The sequence below is a fragment of the Ensifer adhaerens genome, assembly GCF_002007205.1.
Taxonomy (GTDB): Bacteria; Pseudomonadota; Alphaproteobacteria; order Rhizobiales; family Rhizobiaceae; genus Ensifer; species Ensifer adhaerens_D.
Genome location: NZ_LAZS01000012.1, coordinates 808,779 through 826,270, shown reverse-complemented (window position 1 = coordinate 826,270; position 17,492 = coordinate 808,779). Strand labels below are relative to the sequence as shown.

Genomic DNA, 17,492 nt, shown 5'->3' with positions numbered 1-17,492 from the left:
CTTTCGTGGGTCTGGGGGCGTTCTGGCCGCTCACTGATGTTCGGGAATGCGTTCTTCGGTGTACTCACCGGCCACCAGAAGGCGGCGCAGCAGCTTGCCGACAGGGGATTTCGGGATAGCCTCGACGAAGACGAACCGGCGTGGCCGGCGGAAGTTGGCAAGGCCGGATTCGCGGCAATGGCGATCGAGTTCCTCAGCCGTAACAGTGCCGCGCCGCTTGACGAAGGCGACGACGATCTTGCCCCAACGCTCGTCCGGCAGGCCGACGACGGCGACTTCGGCGACGCCCTCATGCAGCGACAGACAGCTTTCGACCTCGACCGGCGAAACGTTCTCGCCGCCGGTGATGATCATGTCGTCCGCCCGCCCGGTGACGAAGAGATCGCCATCCGGGTCGACAAAGCCGGTGTCGCCGGTGAAATACCAGCCACCGTGAAGCGCCTTGGCATCCGCGTCCGGCCGGTTCCAGTAGCCTTCGAAGGCCTCGTCGCTCTTCATCAGCGCAATGATTTCACCTTCTTCGCCAACGGCCGCCCGCTCGTCCGGGTTGCGGCTGCCCAGTTTGACGACGCGGATCATCTGGTTGATGCCGGCGCGACCGGCCGAGCCGGGCTTGCCGGCCGCCATCTGCTCGATCGTGAAGGTGTAGATCTCCGACGAGCCGTAATGATTGACGAAAAGTTCGGGCTTGAAAGTCTGATCAAGTCTCTTCAGGAGCCCGTCGGTCATCGAAGCGCCGGCATAACCGAGCTTGCGGACGGAGGCGACGCGCTCGGGCGAAAAGGCTTCGTGATGCACGAGATCGTGGTAGAGCGTCGGCACCAGATAGAGGTTGGTGATCTTCTCGCGATCGATGAGATCGAGCGCCTTTCCCACGTCGAAGCGCGGAAGGCAGACGAAGGTCCCGCCGATCAGCGCGGACGCGATCAGCGAACGCACGCCCATCGTGTGATACAGCGGCATGACGCCAAGTGTGCGCTCGCCATGCCGGTAGAGGTTCTGCGCGACGTGGGCCAGGGCGCCGGCGCGCTCGGCCCGATGCCGCCGAGGCACCCCCTTGGGCTTCGACGTCGTGCCGGACGTATAGAGCATCAGCGACCAGTCCGCGGCGTCCGCCATCGGCACAGCATCGCGGGCGCTGCCATCCATGATGCCAGCGAGCGCATCGGTGGAGAATTGCGGCAGGTCCCGCGCGAGGCGCGACAGGCGCACGGCCTCTTCCGTCGCGGCCTCGTAGAACACGGCCTTTGCGCTGGCATCCGCGATGCCGAAGTCGATCTCGTCGGCCTTGGCCCGCCAGTTGAGCGGCGTGACGATCAGGCCGAGGAATTGGCAGGCCCAGTGCAGCGACGCATTCTCCCAACGGTTCTGCATGACGGTGAGCACATGGTCGCCCCGCTTCAGGCCGGTCTCGTCGAGGGCTGCGGCAAGCGCCGAGACCTTACCGTACCAGTCGCGATAGCTCAATCGCATCGCCCCGTCGACGATCGCGAGCCGGTCCGGGTCGCGCTCGACGCTTGCGAGGAAGCTCGTTCCAAGATCAAACATTCGGTTTCTCCTCCTTCCGTTGTTCCTCCGCGGCGGCGAGCGCCGCCTCGACGATGGTCGCGTAGCCCGTGCACCGGCAGAGATGGCCGGAGAGGTGCTCGCGAATGTCTTCCCGGCCCGCGTCGGGACGCTCACGCAAAAGGACGTCGAGCGACATCAGGATGCCCGGCGTGCAGAAGCCGCATTGCAGGCCGTGGTGGCGGCGAAAGGCCGCCTGAAGCGGCGAGAGTTCGGCCGGGTCGCGCGAAAGCGCTTCCACAGTCCGCACATCGCCGCCGCGCACCTGCTGGGCGAGCGTCAGGCAGGCGCGGGCCGGCCTTCCGTCGATCTGCACGGTGCAGGCTCCGCAGACGCCGTGTTCGCAGCCGACGTGGGTGCCGGTCAGCCCGATCTCGTGGCGCAGCAGGTCCGAGAGCAGCATGCGATTTTCAGCCTCTGCACGGACCGTTCGGCCATTCAGGGTGAAGTCGACCGGGTGCTTCCGGGCAGCGTTCATGCGCGGCATCGGCTTGCCTCCTTCAGGGTCTCGCGGCCAAGGCTGCGGACCAGTTCGCGCCGGTAGCGCGCGCTTGCGTGAATGTCGTCGCGGGCGTTCAGCGACCAGGCGATGTCGTTGATGGTATCGTCGAACTGGTCGTCGTCGAGCGCCGGCAGCGGGAAGACGCGAGGCCGGTCGTCGACGCCGGCAATGCCGAGGCGCAGGCCTCTGTCATCGGCGACGGCGGCGCAGGCGACGATGGCGAAATCGCCATGCCGGCGGCCGACCTCTCGAAAGGCATAACCGCTGCCGTGCCGGGCCTTCGGGAAATGTACGGCTTCGATCATCTCGCCCTCGGCGAGGTCGGTGGCCATCATACCGACGAAGAAGTCGTCCGCCTTGACCCTGCGCTTCTGCTTGCGATTGCGCAGGCTGACCGCGCCGCCGAGCGTCACCAGGGAAAGCGGCAGCTCCGCGCTCGGGTCGGCATGGGCGATCGAGCCGCAGACCGTGCCGCGAGCCCGCGTCTGCACATGCCCGAGGCACGGGAAGGCGGCGGCCAGAAGCGGCAGGTCGCGCAAAAGGGTGGGCCAAGCTTCCAGTTCCGCCTGCCGCACGCCCGCGCCGACGACGATCTCGTCGCCCGATGTCTCGATCCGGCGCAGCGCTTCAAGCCGCATGATGTCGACGAGCAGGGCAGGGCGGGCGAGCCTCATGTTGAGCATCGGCACCAGCGACTGTCCGCCGGCGATCACGCGCGCTTCGCCGCCGCCCTCGGCGAGCGCGGCCAGCGCTTCCTCTGTTGTTTCCGGGCAGAGGAAATCGAAGGATGCGGGTTTCATCGGTGCCTCCCGAACAGGTGGAGAAGCCGCTGGATGAAGCCGGCGGCGGCGCTGGGAGGCGCGCCCCCGCCGGCATGACGGGCGAGCGCCTGGAAGAACTGGCCGATCACCACACGCGCCGCGCCGTCGAGTAGGCGCCCGCCGACCGAGGCGACCTTGCCGCCGATCGCCGCCTCGTAGCGATAGTCGATGCGGGTGCCGGTGGTGGTTTCGGTCAGCGTGACGCGGCCCGTACCGCGGCCGGAGCCGAGTGCGCCTTCCGTGCCGCCGGAGAGCGTAACGGTTTCCGGCTCGACCATGTCCGACAGGCGGATGTCGGCGCGGTAGCGGCCCTTGACCGGCCCGATGCCGAGTGTGACCTCGGCGCGGAAATGCGTGTCGGAAACTTTCCGGACCTCGTGCGCACCGGGGATGATCGCCTTCAGCGTGTTCGGGTCGAGCAGCATCGCCCAGACCGATTCGCGGGTGGCGGTAACCTCAGCCGAACCCGAACCGGTCAGCATCCGCTCGCCTGAGGCGCCGGTGGCGACCGGGGTCTGATCTAGCGGCTTCGACGGCGGTCGCTCCTCGCCATAGAGCCATTCGCTGACCCGGCTTGGTGACAGTGGCAGCCGGATGTCCTCGACGCCGAGCGCATCGGCTACGGCGTTGGCGATGCAGACGGGCGTCGACATGCAATTGCCCTCGCCGACGCCTTTGGCCCCGAGCGGTGTGAAGGGCGAGGGCGTCTCGTAATGGAGGATCAGCGGTTCCGGCGTCTCCATGACGGTCGGGATCAGGTAGTCGGCGAGCGTTCCGGTCAGGAAGCTTCCGTCGCCGCCATAGGCATACTCCTCGTAGAGCGCGGCGCCGACTGCCTGCGCAAAGCCGCCGCGAACCTGGCCGTCGACCATCCCGGGATGCAGGATGCGGCCGCAGTCGTGCATCGTCACATAGCGGTCGATACGCACCTGGCCGGTCTTCCGGTCGATTTCCACGCCGCAGAAGTCGAAGATGAAGCCGTGACAGAGCGACGAGTTGATGCCGTCCGCAGCCGTCGGGGCCTGAAGCTCGTCCGGTGTCCAGAAGACCGTCTCGCGGATCGTCTGGTCGGTACCTTCGGGCAGGGTGCCGGGCGCCCAGTGGCTTGCGGCTGCGACGCGTCCGAAGGAGACGGCGTTGTCCGGATTGTCGCGGTCCAGCAGCGTTCCGGCCCTGAAGTCCACGCGGTCAGGCGTGACGTTGAGCTGGCGAGCGGCGATCGTTGCAAGCCGGGCACGGATGCGGTCGGCCGCAAGTGCCGCAGCGCCCGCGACGGCGGGAGCGAAGCGGCTTGCATAATTGCCGGACGCGATCGACCAGGCGTCGCGCTCGGTGTCGAGTTCGGTATTGACGCGGACCTTATCCATGGCAAGCCCGAGCCGCTCGGCAACCACCTGTGCCAGAACGGTGCGATGACCCTGTCCCTGTGGCACGGAGGCCACCTTGACGGTGACGGAGCCGAGCGGATCGATGGCCACCGTCGCGACGGCCTGCGCGCCGTTCTTCGGCCCGGCCTTTGCCCGTTCCTCAGGCGTCAGCACGGTCGTGATGTAACCCATGTTGGAGACGCTCGGCTCGACCACCGCCGCATAGCCGATGCCGTAGAGCCGCCCTTGGGCGCGCGCTGCGTCCCGCTGACGCCGCAGCGCATCGAGGCGGCCTTCCGTCGTGGCGCGATCGAGCGCTGCCCGGTAGTCGCCCGAATCGAGCAGCCCGCCGGTCGCGGTGCGGTAAGGGAAGGCGTCCGCCGGTACGAGGTTGCGGCGAATGACGTCGAGCGGGTCAAGGAGTAGTTCGTCGCCGATCTTGTGCACCAGCCGTTCAAGCGCGAAATAGATCTGCGGCCCGCCGAAACCACGGTTCAGCCCGGTCGGCGTCTTGTTGGTGAGCACGACGCGGTTGCGAATGGCGACGTTTTCGATCGCATAGGCGCCGGTCATATTGCCGTGCATGCGGTAGAGTGTTGCCGGCTCCGGCGCGCGCAGATGGGCGCCGCAGTCTTCGAGTTGATCCCAGGAAAGCGCGGTGATGCGGCCATCGGCGGTAACGGCCGCCTCCAGCGTCGTGACGCGGTTGGTCGCCGATACGGATGCCGTCAGGTGTTCGAGCCGGTCCTCGATCCATTTTACCGGCCGCGCTGAGACGCGTGCGGCAACGGCCGCGAGGATGACATAGGGAAACACGCCCTGCTTGATGCCGAAAGAGCCGCCGGAATCGGGCGGCGTGCGCAGTCGCATACGGTTGCCGGGCACGTTCAGGGCACGGGAAATCACCGCATGGATCGAGAACGGACCCTGAAAATTCGCCGTGACGTCATAGGCGTCCTCGCCTGGATCATATTCCGCGATGACGCCGTAGGTCTCGATCGGCGTGCAGGAATTGCGCGGATAGGCGATGCGGATGGAAACGCGGTGGGCGGCCGCGGCGAACGCTTTTTCCGGGTCGCCATAACGAAAGGCGCGCTCGTTGATAAGGTTGGTGCCGAGCGACGGATGCAGCACCGGTGCGTCCGCCGCTAGCGCCTTCTCGGGATCGATGACGGCGGCCAGCGTCTCGTAATCGACCTCGATCAGGTCGAGCGCGTCTTCGGCGACATAGCGGTTTTCGGCGACGACAAGGGCAACGGGCTCCCCGACATAGCGCACCCGATCGCGGGCAATCGGCCAGCATTCGACATTGGCCTTTACTCCGACCGTCATGCTGCGGGTGAGCCTTGCCACGTCCGCGCCGGTCATGACGGCAATGACGCCTGGCAGGGCGCGGGCGGCATGCGTATTGATGGCACTGATCCCGGCATGGCCATGGGGCGAGCGCAGGATCGCCAGATGCGCGGTGTCACGCCGGACCGGCAGGTCGTCGATGTAGCGGCCGCGGCCGGTCAGAAGTCCGGCATCCTCGACACGTTCGACGGTCCGGCCGATCAGGCCTCCCGTCGTTTCCAATCTCGTCATTTTCTCCTCCCGCACCCGTTGGTGGAAGGTGCCGTGGAGCAAAGAGTGGAGGTGGGTGCGCGATCAGGCGATACCGAGGCGTATCAGGTCTTACCGAGGAGTCTCAAATTCTGGGGCCGAGAGGCGGGTGACATTGCGAAAGATGCTGGGCGACGACCCGGCGTGATCGTGGAAGAAGCGTGAAAAATGCGCCGGCACGGAAAAGCCGAGCTGGTCGCCGAGCGCCGCGAAGCTCTGCGGTCCGTCGGCGACGGCCGTAACCGCCCGCTCGAGCCGCTGCACGTTGAGGAACACGCGCGGCGTCACCCCCATCGATGTTTCGAAGAGCCGGAAGAAATGCGCCCGCGACAGGCCGACGTCGATCGCCAGACGGTCTAGATCGGAGATCTCGCCCGGTGTCGCCTTCATGCGCTCGACGGCCTTGCGGATGCGGAAATCGAGCATCGGGCGCCAAGCGAGGTCACGGATCGAATTCGGTAGTGCGCGCCAGTCGGCGAAACGCTCGATAACGGCGATCATCAGTTCGCCCAGAAGCACCTCGTGGACCTCGGCGCTGTTGGGCTCGTGCACCATGGATTGCCAAAGCGCATGCGTGCGCGAACGGATATTGGGGCTGATCGAACCCACATTGGAGGCGAAGAAGTCGGGGGCATGGCTCGTCGCCCAATTCGGCCGGAAATGGCCGAGCCACTGCGGTTCGATGTAAAGCGCAAGGATCACCGTCTTCGGCCGCATCTGGTCGTGCGCATAGGCGTGCGGTTCCCAGGCGTTGATGAGAACCGCACTTTCGTCTGTCAGCGGGACGAGCCGATCGCGCACCGAAAACTGCGTGTCGGCCCCCTCGACCTTCAGCAGGACATGGCAATGCGGGTGCGCGTGCCGCACCAGGGGCCGATCCATATCCAGCAGCGCCACTCTCCCGAAGCGGCCACGTGCGATGCGCAGAGCATTCGACATCGCTTAAATATTGTTCCTTTCCCGGAAACTGCAACCCTTCAAGGGGCAAGCTCTCAAGGTCGATGCCGGTCCGATCGCTTCCGGCCGACGAGACTGAGCGTGCGGAGAACTTCATGCGGCGCAGGCATGCGCCATACGGTCTGAAAGCACTCCACGACATTGCGCGCGGTCACGGCGAGGCCTGGAAGGGCGACCCAGGCCGGGGCAAGCCGGCCGAGGAGGGCGGTGACGGTGATGGACGCGGCGGTTTCGCCCTGGCGGAACGGCTGCTGGGCGGCAATGGCCACAAGCGGCTCGTTGGCCGCAAGCCCGATTGTGGCCTCCTGGCCAAGATCCACGGTCGCCATCGAAATTTTGCGGCCCATTGTTTCGAGGACGCGGGCTGCGGTCATTGCCGGCGTATCCCAGACGACAAAGAGGCCGGCAAGTTCCGGATGGGCTTCGGCAAGCGTCCGCGTGGTTGCTGCGACCGCCGACAGCGCCGGAAAACGCTGTACGCGCAGCGAAACGTCTGGGCGATTGACCTGCATCCATTTCACGAAAGCGATCTCGCGTTCGTTGGTCGCGAAGAAATCGGCGTCATAGCCGAGCACGCCGACCTCGGCACCCTCGCGCAGATGCGGCGACAATCCTTCGGCCGCGATCTTTCCGAGGCCGAAATTGTCCGCCGAGACCAGCGAGATATAGTCCTTGCCCGGAAGCAGGCCGGTCGGCACGTTGTCGAGCAGGACGAGCTTGATGCCGGCCGACGACACGCGCGCATGCGAGCCCGCGACTTTCGAGTTGGCGACGGGCAGCGATATGATTGCATCCGGCGCCTCGAGGATCAGGCGCTCAAGGGCTTCGATCTGCGCCTGCGGGTCGAAGGCGCAATCGACCACGTCGATGACGGCGATCCCGCAATTGCCGAGCGTGCCGACGATGCCCGAAAGCTGCTGCTTGGCCCAGTCGCTCTCAAGCGTGTGGAGCACGATCGCGACGCGGAAGCCGCCGGCGCGCGCCCGCTCCATGTCCTCGGGCAGAAGCAGAACCCGTTCGGGTGCTGCTGCGCGCTCGCCGTGAGGGCCAAGACCAGTAATCGCCATTCCATCCTCCTCACATGTCCGGCGGCCGGACACTGTCTCCCTTGATGACCGTCCGTCGGGCGATTTCGTTTTTCATCTGCTGGAACAGCGGATGCGCCTGGGGATGTCCCGACATAATCCAGTCTCGCAGCATGGGGGCTGCGAACAGGCCTTCGGTCGCGACGATGGCGGCCCCGACGAGCCCCGATGAGCTGCCCATCTGGGAGCGGATGATCTGCAGATCGCGGCTGACGAGCGGATGGCAGGCGCCGTAAATTGCCTCGCGCGCCGAGGCGAGAAGAATGTCGTTGGTCTGGGCGATCGAGCCACACAGAACGATCAGCGCCGGATTGAGCATGTTGGCGAGCGTCGCGACCACCTGGCCGATCAGCCGGCCACTCTGCGACAGGATCTCGATTGCCGCGGCATCACCCATCTGTGCGGCCTGGGCGACTTCCAGCGCCGTGATGTCGCCGCCGCGCCGCAAAAGCTCGGCGAGGACCGGGCTCGCTCCGTTCTCCGCCGCAAGCCTGCCATCCTGGGCGATGTGGTCCGATCCCGCCATTGCTTCCAGCGTGCCGGTCCTGTCGCCTATCGTCACCGGTATGGAGCCGATGAGGCCGACGGTACCTTGAGCGCCGCGAAACAGCGTCCCGTCGCTTGCCAGCCCGGCGCCGATGCGTTTGCCGACCTTCACCAGCAGCATCGTGCGCTGATTGCGTCCGGCGCCGGCGTGAAGTTCGCCCATCGTCATCGTTTCGACGCTGGAGCGAAGCCAGACTGGAGCATTGAAGGCAGCCACCAGTGTCTCGACCAGCGGAAAGCTCTCCCAACCCGGTAGGACACCAGGTGTGGCGCGCTGGAAGAGTGTCTCGCCGCCGTCGGACACGGCGCCGGGGACGGAAATGGAAATCCCGTAAAGTTGAGGATTTGACTGCCGCTCTAGAATCCAGCGGAAGAGTGTCACCAACCGTTCGGCAAGGGCTGAGACCGGCTGGGTGAGTTCGGTCGCTTCGTGATGTTCCATGAGCAGCGATCCGGCAAGATCGGCAACGCCCACGCCAAGTGCGGTCTGATCGAGCGTGGCGACAAGAATGCGTCCGCGGTCCGCCGAAAACCGCACAAGGCGCGGCGCCCGGCCACCCGTGGCGGTACCGAGCTCGCTTTCATCGACGAGGCCGAGCTCCAGCAGCGTTCCGAGCCGATCAGCGACGACGGCGCGTCCAAGCTCGCTGCGCCGCTCGATCTCCTGGCGGGTGGTGGCCTGTTCGGTGCGGACGAGGTTGAGGATATCGACAAGGCTGGGTGCAGCGGTTTCGGAGACGCGCGGACGCCCTTTGCGGCGCGGATGCCCATCAGTTTGCACGCTCGCCGTCGTCGGCATGGCTCTTCCTTTCTGGCAAATTTGCCTTCCATCCCTTGATAAAGCGGCTTGTTTCGACTGGCAACATCATACTTTTGCATTAAATCAGCAAAAGAGATTGCAGTTATGCCGGTAAATGATTGACATCGAATTTTCTTCGGCGTAAGACCAGCTGCAACGACGGTCACTGGGAGGAAGCGCCGATGTCGGATTTCAAGCTCGCCTATCATGCGAATTGCTGGGGCAGCCTGGGCGGGGACGCGGTCGGCGTCACGTCGATCACCAATCTCGCCTACCGGACGTTTGGCGACATGAGCTGCGCCTTTGCCGACATAGCGGAGGCGGGCTACGACGGTGTCGAGCTTTTCGACGGCAACCTTCTCGATTTCAGCATCGAGGACATGCGTTCCCTGCTTGCCGACAACGGTCTCGCGCTTGTCGCGACCTATGCCGGTGGCAATTTCATCTTCGACGATATTCTGCCGGAGGAGCTTGCCCGGGTCGTCCGTGCTGCCGATCGCGCCGCCGAACTGGGCGCGCCGCATCTCGTCGTCGGCGGGGGTGCAAAGCGCTTCGACGGCATCCGCGAGGCGGACTATCACAAGCTGGCGGCAGCGCTCGACCGGGTGAAGGAGATCGCCGAAGCGCGGGGCCTTACCGCCCACTACCACCCCCATCTTTCGACGATTGTCGAGGGACCGGCGGAAGTGCGCAAGATTTTCGCGCTTACCGGTATCGATTTCTGTCCGGACACGGCCCATCTCGCGGCTGCTGGCGGCGATCCGGCGGCGCTTGTCCGCGAGCATGCGGCGCGCATCTCCTATGTCCATCTGAAGGGGTTCCAGAAAGAGCCCTTCGCCTTCACACCGATAGACCGTGGCGACGTTCCAACGGACGGCATCATCGCGGCCCTTCGGGAGGCCGGCTTTTCCGGCTGGGTTTGTACCGAACTCGATTCCTGGCCTGATCCGCTTGAGGGAGCAAAGGCGAGCATGGCCTATCTTAAATCGGCCTGACGGCCGGCACCGGGGCGGGAGCCCCACTTTCGGGAGGAGAAAGTGATGATGAAAAGACGAACTCTGTTGGGCACGGCCGCCGTACTGGCGTTCGCCCTTGCCCATGCCGGATCGGCGCTGGCCGATCCGGACACCGCTCTGGCTGACCTTCAAAAGACCGTTCTGTCCAAAGGGCCCTCAGGTGAAGACCCGTCGCCCGCCTCCGATGTGACGCTGACCGAGGAGGAGTTGGCGAAGATCAAGGCGATGAACGCAACGGCTGCGATCGTCATGCACTACGGCGGCAACGACTGGTCGCGCGCTCAGATCAACGGCCTGCAAACGCAGTTTGCCGCGATGGGCATCAAGGTCCTGGCTGTGACCGACGCTGGCTTCAAGCCGGAAAAGCAGGTCTCCGACATCGAGACCATCATGGCCCAGAAGCCGAGCATAATCGTGTCCATCCCGACCGACCCGACAGCGACCGCCGGTGCCTATAGGGCAGCGGCAGAGGCTGGCACCAAGCTCGTCTTCATGGACAACGTTCCGAGCGGTTTTGTGGCCGGGAAGGACTACGTTTCAGTCGTGTCGGCGGACAACTACGGCAATGGCGTCGCCGCGGCGCATCTCATGGCGAAGGCGCTGAACGGGAAGGGCGATATAGGACTGGTCTTCCATGCTGCCGACTTCTTCGTAACCAGGCAGCGCTACGACGGGTTCAAGGCAACGATCGCGTCCGACTACCCCAATATCAAGATTGTGGCCGAGCAGGGTATCGGCGGACCGGACTTCTCGGGTGACGCGGAAAAGGCGGCGTCCGCCATCCTCACCTCCAACCCGGCCATCAACGGCATCTGGGCGGTCTGGGACGTGCCAGCCGAAGGCGTGATCTCGGCAGCGCGCGTTGCCGGCCGCGACGATCTTGCCATTACCACGATCGACCTCGGCGAGAACGTGGCGATCTCGATGGCGCAGGGCGGTTTCGTCAAGGGGCTCGGCGCGCAGCGGCCTTACGATGCCGGTGTGGTCGAAGCCAAGCTTGCCGGTTATGCGCTGCTTGGTAAGCAGGCGCCCGCCTTCGTCGCACTGCCGGCTCTACCGGTGACGCGAGAGACGCTGCTCGACGGCTGGAAAGCGGTCTATTCCACCGAGGCGACGGACAACATCAAGTCAAGCCTCTCACAGTGACCGAACAGGCGCGGGGCGCGACCCCCGTGCTCCGCGCCGAACGACATGATCCGGCTTCTGCCGGCAGATGGAACGCGGCTCGCTGCAGCCGACCTCTTTCAGGAGACAACTGATGACCAAAGTGATGAACGTCGCCATGATCGGCGGCGGCTTCATGGGCAAGGCGCATGCCATGGCCTATGCCTCCATGCCGATGTTCTTCTGGCCCGCACCGGCCATTCCCAATCGCAAGGTCGTCGTCGACGTGACAGACGGCATGGCGGAGGAAGCGCGCCGGCGCTACGGCTTTGAGGAAGCGTCCTCGGACTGGCGGGCCGTCGTCAATCGGCCGGACATCGACGTCGTCGATATCTGCACGCCGAACAATGTGCATGCCGAGATTGCCATCGAGGCGGCGAAGGCTGGCAAGCACATCATCTGCGAGAAGCCGCTTGCCCGCACCGTCGAAGAAGCGAGGGCGATGCGCGACGCGGTGAAGGCCGCGGGCGTCATCCACATGGTCGCCTTCAACTATCGCCGCACGCCGGCGGTGGCGCTTGCCAGGAAGTACATCGAAGAGGGACGCATCGGCCGGATCCTGAATTTCCGCGGCACCTATCTGCAGGACTGGTCGGCAGACCCGGATTCACCGCTGTCATGGCGCTTCCAGAAGAAGATCGCCGGGTCCGGCTCGGTTGGCGACATCGCTACGCATGTGGTCGATCTTGCGCACTATCTCGTCGGCCCGATCGCCGAGGTAAACGCCCTGACCACGACCTACAACAAGACGCGGCCGCTCCAGCAGGGAGGCGTCGACAAACTTGGCGCGGCGGAAAAAGCGACGGATGCCGAGCGCGGCGAGGTGGATGTCGACGACGAGGTCGTCTCGATGCTGAAATTCGAGGGCGGCGCGATCGGAAGCCTTGAAGCAACCCGCAACGCCTATGGTCGCAACAACTTCATCACCCTGGAAATTCACGGCACCAAGGGCTCGATCCACTTCAACTACGAGCGCCGCGACGAGCTGCAGGTGATGTTTGCCGACGATCCGGCAGATGCGCGTGGCTTCCGCACCGTCTACACCGGCCCGGCGCACCCCTATGGCGAGGGCCTCTGGCCGATCCCGGGTCTCGGCATCGGTTATTCGGAGACGAAGATCGTCGAGTGCTACGATTTCTTCTCGGCCATCGCGAAGAACCGGCAGCCGAGCCCTAACTTCGAAGATGGCTTTCTGACCGAACTCGTCGCCGACGCCCTTATCCGCTCCGGTGAGACGGGCCAATGGGAGAAGGTGGGATGACTGCGAGCGCCACTGCCGTCCGCATGACCGGCATTTCCAAGGCTTTCGGAGGGGTGCGCGCGCTCGACGGCGTATCCTTCGAGGTCCTGCCCGGCGAGGTGCATGCGCTGCTTGGCGGCAATGGCGCCGGCAAGTCGACGATCCTCAAGGTGCTGAACGGGGTGCATCGCCCCGATCAGGGCGCAATCGAGGTCGCCGGCGTGCCCCTGACGACGCATACGCCGGAGGCGTCCCGCGCGGCCGGCATCGCGATGAACTACCAGGAAATGAGCCTGATCCCGACCTTGACGGTCGCCCAGAACATCTTCCTGACGCGCGAATGCCGTGATGGCAAGGGCTTCATCGATGACCGGGAAGCCGAGCGGCGCGCGGCGGACATTTTCGCGATGCTCGACGTCTTCGTCGATCCGAAGGCCGTGGTCGGCGATCTTGGCGCCGGCCAGAAACAGTTGACGGAGATCGCCAAGGCGATCTCGCAGGATGCCAAGGTGCTGGTTTTGGACGAACCATCGACGGCGCTTGCCGTTTCCGATGTCGAGCGGCTCTTCATCTTCCTGCGCAAGCTGAAGGCGAAGGGGGTGGCGATCATCTATGTCAGCCACCGCATGGACGAGATCGCTCGCATCGCCGATCGCGCGACGATCCTGCGCGACGGTCGCCACGTCATCACCGCGCCGCTGAGTGAATTGCCGATCGACACGATGATCGAGCATATCGTCGGCCGGCGCTCGAAAGGGCTGTCGGACGTGGAGCGCGGCGAGGCCGTCAAGGGCGAAGTGCTGCTGGAACTCGCGAATGTCAGCGGCCTTCAAAAGCCGGAGAACATTTCCTTGACGCTGCATCGCGGCGAAATCCTGGGGCTGGCGGGACTGCTCGGCTCGGGCCGTTCGTCGCTTGCGCGGGTGATCGCCGGCATCGAACCGGTCGTCAAGGGCGAGATACGCATCAAGGGCCGCGTCGTCTCGATCCGTAGGCCGGGGGACGCCATTGCCGCGGGCGTCGCGCTGGTGCCGGAAGCGCGTGCCACGCAGGGCATCATCCCCGCCCATTCGGTTGCCTCCAACATGGTCCTCGCCGTCATCGATCGGCTTTCCACGGTCGGCCTCGTTGATGCGAAGGCGGCAAACGACCTGACCGACGCGCAAATCGAGCGCCTGCGGGTGAAAACGGCGGGCCGCGACCACGCCGTCTCGACGCTTTCGGGCGGCAACCAGCAGAAGGTGGTTATAGGTAAGTGGCTAGCCACCAATCCGGACATCCTCATCCTCGACGAGCCGACGGCAGGCATCGATATCGGTTCGAAGTCCGAGATCATCCGTCTGGTTCGCGAGCTTGCCGCTGCCGGCAAGGGCATCATCATGATCTCATCCGAACTCTCAGAGCTTCTGACCGCCTGCGATCGCATTCTCGTCATGTCCGAGGGACGCGTGCACCAGGATCTGGTGCGCGAGGCGCTGGAAGACCCGTCGGTGCCCGCTGATGACCTTGCCCACCGTCTCCAGGCGGCCGAACAGCGGCTGCAAATCGAAATCCAGAAAGCCCTTGCGGTTCAAGAGGTATCCAATGGCTAACGCCTTCTTCGCCAACTGGCGCCAGAACATTATCTATATCGGCTTCGTCGCAGTCTTCCTCGTCTTCGCAGTGACTTTGGCCGACAAGGGGTTTCTCAATCCCAACAACCTGCTCAACATCGTGCGGCAGACGGCGATGATCGCCGTCATGGCGATCGCCATGACCTTCGTGCTCTCGGCGGGTGAGATCGACCTTTCGGTCGGCGCAGTCGCGGGCCTTTCGACCGTCACCGTGGCCATGGCAATCGCGGCAGGCGGGCCGATCGTCGGCGTCGGGGCCGGCATCGCCACGGGTCTTGCGGTCGGCATGTTCAACGGATGGCTGACCACCCGCATTGGCATTCCCTCGTTTCTCACCACGCTTGCCATGATGGGTATCGCCAAGGGCGTCGCCATGTGGATATCCGCGACGGCGGCGGTACCGATCCTGTCGCCCGGTTATTCCTGGCTCTTCGGCGGTGGCAATCTCGGGCCGGTGCCGGTGTTGCTTTTCTGGATGGCGGTGCTCGGCGGCATCGGCCATATCGCGCTACGGCGCTCGGGCTTCGGCCGGCGGGTGCTGGCGACCGGGGGCGGCGAGACGGCGGCGCACTATTCCGGCATAGACACGAAGGCAATCAAGTTCAAGGTGCTGGTCATCTCTTCGCTTGCGGCAGCGCTCGCCGGCATGCTCTATGCGGGGCGTCTGCAATCCGGCCGCTTCCAGCTTGGCGAGGGCGACGAACTCTCGGTCATTGCGGCTGCGGTGCTCGGTGGCACGAGCCTCTTCGGCGGCAAGGGAACGGTGATCGGCACCATCGTCGGCGCCCTGATGATCGGCCTCATCAACAACGGTCTCATTCTGATGGGACTCGAATTCAGCCAGCAACTGATCGCCCGCGGCGGCATCATCATTCTTGCCGTCGCGCTCAGCCAGAAGCGGAGCTGATGCCATGATCGTTTCGCTCATTGCAACGCTGACAGGCGGCCCGGAAACGCGAGAAGAGCTTTTCCGCCTTCTCGTCGATCAGGTCGAGCCAACCCGGGCCGAAAATGGCTGCATTGACTACATCCTTCACGTCGATGCCATGGATCCCCACGTCTTCGTGTTCTATGAGAATTGGAAGAGCCAGGCGGATCTCGACGCGCACATGGAAATGCAGCACCTGAAGCCGATGCTGAGTCAGATCGACCGCCTGCTGGCAAGCCCGATCGACATTTTTCGGCTGCTTCCGGCGGAGCCCACGGGGAACAGGTGATCGGACTGCGCCTGACGAGGACGGCTATCAGCGCTGCCGGCGAAACGGCTTGGTCGGTCCCCACTCGACTAGTCAACTCGAACTGACTATACCCCGTGAGTTGAGAGAAGGCGCGGTTTGAAAAAATAATCGGATTGTCGTGCTGGCGTGGATCGGTGATCAACATAGGCATGCGCGTGGCCTTGAAGGCTGCCGCGAAAGGATCTTCGGATGGATGCGACGACAGCAACCGTTCTCCAGCATCACGCGCGTCGCGAAGTTGGTTTTCATCGACCATAATGTTTCTTCAAGTCGGCCCTCACTGGCCGATCCTCTGGGCTCGTCATTGGCAAGACAAAATCTAGCCGCGAGCCCTCAGCTTTCAAGATCGCTCGCATAAGACCATGTGGCGAACGGGCTCTGGAGTACCCAGGCTTGTGCAGATTCTTTTCTCGAGCGTTGTTCTCGGGCCCGACTCGAGCCGGCGCTATTTGCGCGGGATAAGCGCGAGTTGAGCGGTGAACACGGTGCCCCCTTGAAACTTGTACTCGAACGAGCCGCGCAACTGGCCCATCACACCGCGAATGAGTCGGCTTCCCATACCTCTGCGCACATCATCAGGGTTGAACCCCACGCCGTCGTCGGCAATCACTAAAGTGGCCCCGAGATCGCCATGCCTCCGAAGGCTGATCGTCAAGGTCCCCTGTCGTCCGTCTGGATAGGCGTATTTGAGGCTATTGGTGACCACTTCAGTCACCAGTAGTGCTACGGGCGTGGCCTGATCCGGATCCAGATAGAAGTCCTCTATGTCGTAGCGTGCGGCCACGTTGTCGCCATAGGCGCTGATCAGCTTGTCGATGATTGAGGGGATGAGATCGTTTGCACCTATGGCGCTGAACTGGTCGCGTCCGTAGATCTGCTCGTGGACGGCTATCATGGCGCCGATGCGGTCAAACAATAATTTTTGAGCGTCCGCTGGTAGTTGATGCATGCGAATAACGCTCTGGACGCCTTGAAAGTTGTTTTTGACACGATGGAGGATTTCTCGAAGCAACAATCTGTTGTCTTCCAGAGCGTCCTCCAAACGTGCCGATTTTTCTGCGTCGCGCTTCCCCACGTATCGAATCCAGCCCCATGCAGCGAGCGACGAGATTGAAGCCAAGACCAAAACGGCTGCTGCAATGAAGAGGTCACTCCGAAAAGGTGTCAAGCCAGCTTCGTAGTCTGCGGACGCGAGCGCGACTATTCCAGTTCCCTCCACGAGGCGGTATGCAACGACGCGCCGAGCGCCGTCCGCCGGGGAGTTCGCCACATATGTCCCACTCGAAGCCTTGGGCAAATAATCAGTGAAGAGCACGTAACTGCTCATATTCATCGGACCATCAGAAGCGGGAAATCGTGCGACGAGTTCCCCATCCTTTCTGATCATGCTTACCGTCGAATTTTCGCCGAGCGATACCGCTTCCCAGACATCCCGAAGCAATTCCGCCTCGAACGAAACCATCGCAGCCCCCGAGAATACACCGTCTCGTTCAAGGCGTTTGCTGAACACAAATATCTGCTTGTTGTTGAGCCTGCTCACAAGTAGTCCCGAGACGTGAAAAGGTTCGCCCTTCGCAACGGCCGAGAAGTACTCACGATCCCTGATGTCAATCGGCCTTATGTTTGGATCCGTCGAAAAAAGTGTGCGTCCGTTGCGATCGACCACATATGCTTGGACTTTGCCCGGGAGGTTTGACACTGCCTCGTTGAGGTTCTTTACTTCGTCTGAAGCAAGGCCGAGGGTTGGTCCCAGAGAATCATCAATACGCTGGAGCGTCTGCACTGCAAGCGCGTTAATCCACGACGCGTTCGTTGATACGATCTTGGAAGCAGCAACAACGCGCTCTTCCGCGCGTCGCATCGAAGTCTGGTAGCTTTCGTAGATCCAGAGGCCTAGTAGAGCGACAAGCGCTCCGAACATAGCAACGATGATCGAGTTCGCTGCAGTGGAGAGTCTCAACGTCCTGCCTCTCGTC

The 17,492-nt window shown here is 63.7% G+C and carries 14 protein-coding genes and 1 pseudogene; 6 read left to right on the top strand and 9 right to left on the bottom strand.

The genetic code is table 11. The features are described from left to right. Positions 1-30: 30 nt before the first annotated feature. The 7 genes from XB14_RS28650 to XB14_RS28620 all read right to left on the bottom strand — a co-directional run bounded on the left by XB14_RS28650 (position 31) and on the right by XB14_RS28620 (position 9,245). Positions 31-1,548 (bottom strand): AMP-binding protein, encoded by a 1,518-nt coding sequence (locus XB14_RS28650; RefSeq protein WP_077967046.1) that lies wholly within the window; start codon positions 1,546-1,548, stop codon positions 31-33. Further along, a complete protein-coding gene (locus tag XB14_RS28645) occupies positions 1,541-2,053 on the bottom strand; it encodes a (2Fe-2S)-binding protein (RefSeq protein WP_077967045.1) in 513 nt (170 codons plus the stop codon). Before XB14_RS28645 ends, XB14_RS28650 begins: the two co-directional genes overlap by 8 nt. Then, entirely contained in the window at positions 2,041-2,868 is an 828-nt protein-coding gene (locus XB14_RS28640) for an FAD binding domain-containing protein (RefSeq protein WP_077967044.1), read from the bottom strand. Before XB14_RS28640 ends, XB14_RS28645 begins: the two co-directional genes overlap by 13 nt. Continuing rightward, on the bottom strand, positions 2,865-5,840 hold the full coding sequence (locus XB14_RS28635; RefSeq protein ID WP_077967043.1) for a xanthine dehydrogenase family protein molybdopterin-binding subunit: 2,976 nt from the start codon (positions 5,838-5,840) through the stop codon (positions 2,865-2,867). Before XB14_RS28635 ends, XB14_RS28640 begins: the two co-directional genes overlap by 4 nt. A 90-nt stretch (positions 5,841-5,930) precedes the next feature. Next, complete coding sequence (locus XB14_RS28630; RefSeq protein ID WP_077967042.1) at positions 5,931-6,797, bottom strand: helix-turn-helix transcriptional regulator; 867 nt, start codon at positions 6,795-6,797, stop codon at positions 5,931-5,933. Between the two features lie 53 nt (positions 6,798-6,850). Next, positions 6,851-7,882 carry a substrate-binding domain-containing protein gene (locus XB14_RS28625; protein ID WP_077967033.1) on the bottom strand — a complete coding sequence of 344 codons (1,032 nt, stop codon included), beginning with the start codon at positions 7,880-7,882 and terminating at the stop codon, positions 6,851-6,853. Between the two features lie 10 nt (positions 7,883-7,892). Continuing rightward, positions 7,893-9,245, bottom strand: a complete 1,353-nt coding sequence (locus XB14_RS28620; RefSeq protein ID WP_077967030.1) for an ROK family protein — start codon at positions 9,243-9,245, stop codon at positions 7,893-7,895. A gap of 182 nt (positions 9,246-9,427) precedes the next feature. On the opposite strand from XB14_RS28620, the gene XB14_RS28615 reads away from it, so the two are divergent. The 6 genes from XB14_RS28615 to XB14_RS28590 all read left to right on the top strand — a co-directional run bounded on the left by XB14_RS28615 (position 9,428) and on the right by XB14_RS28590 (position 15,495). Beyond that, entirely contained in the window at positions 9,428-10,240 is an 813-nt protein-coding gene (locus XB14_RS28615) for a sugar phosphate isomerase/epimerase family protein (protein ID WP_077967026.1), read from the top strand. Between the two features lie 48 nt (positions 10,241-10,288). Further along, positions 10,289-11,407, top strand: coding sequence for a substrate-binding domain-containing protein (locus XB14_RS28610; protein WP_419178647.1), 1,119 nt, complete (start codon positions 10,289-10,291; stop codon positions 11,405-11,407). Between the two features lie 112 nt (positions 11,408-11,519). Beyond that, positions 11,520-12,686 carry a Gfo/Idh/MocA family protein gene (locus XB14_RS28605; RefSeq protein WP_077967020.1) on the top strand — a complete coding sequence of 389 codons (1,167 nt, stop codon included), beginning with the start codon at positions 11,520-11,522 and terminating at the stop codon, positions 12,684-12,686. Beyond that, entirely contained in the window at positions 12,683-14,257 is a 1,575-nt protein-coding gene (locus XB14_RS28600; protein ID WP_077967018.1) for a sugar ABC transporter ATP-binding protein, read from the top strand. Before XB14_RS28605 ends, XB14_RS28600 begins: the two co-directional genes overlap by 4 nt. After that, positions 14,250-15,185: an ABC transporter permease gene (locus XB14_RS28595; RefSeq protein WP_077967017.1), complete on the top strand. Its 936-nt coding sequence runs from the start codon at positions 14,250-14,252 to the stop codon at positions 15,183-15,185. Before XB14_RS28600 ends, XB14_RS28595 begins: the two co-directional genes overlap by 8 nt. Before the next feature lie 4 nt (positions 15,186-15,189). Next, positions 15,190-15,495 (top strand): putative quinol monooxygenase, encoded by a 306-nt coding sequence (locus XB14_RS28590; RefSeq protein ID WP_077967016.1) that lies wholly within the window; start codon positions 15,190-15,192, stop codon positions 15,493-15,495. A gap of 64 nt (positions 15,496-15,559) precedes the next feature. On the opposite strand, the pseudogene XB14_RS33660 reads toward XB14_RS28590, so the two are convergent. Together XB14_RS33660 and XB14_RS28580 are read right to left on the bottom strand one after the other, a co-directional pair. Beyond that, a pseudogene (locus tag XB14_RS33660) lies at positions 15,560-15,772 on the bottom strand (histidine kinase); the annotation flags it as partial. Between the two features lie 189 nt (positions 15,773-15,961). Beyond that, positions 15,962-17,476, bottom strand: coding sequence for a sensor histidine kinase (locus XB14_RS28580; RefSeq protein WP_143348584.1), 1,515 nt, complete (start codon positions 17,474-17,476; stop codon positions 15,962-15,964). Positions 17,477-17,492 lie beyond the last annotated feature (16 nt).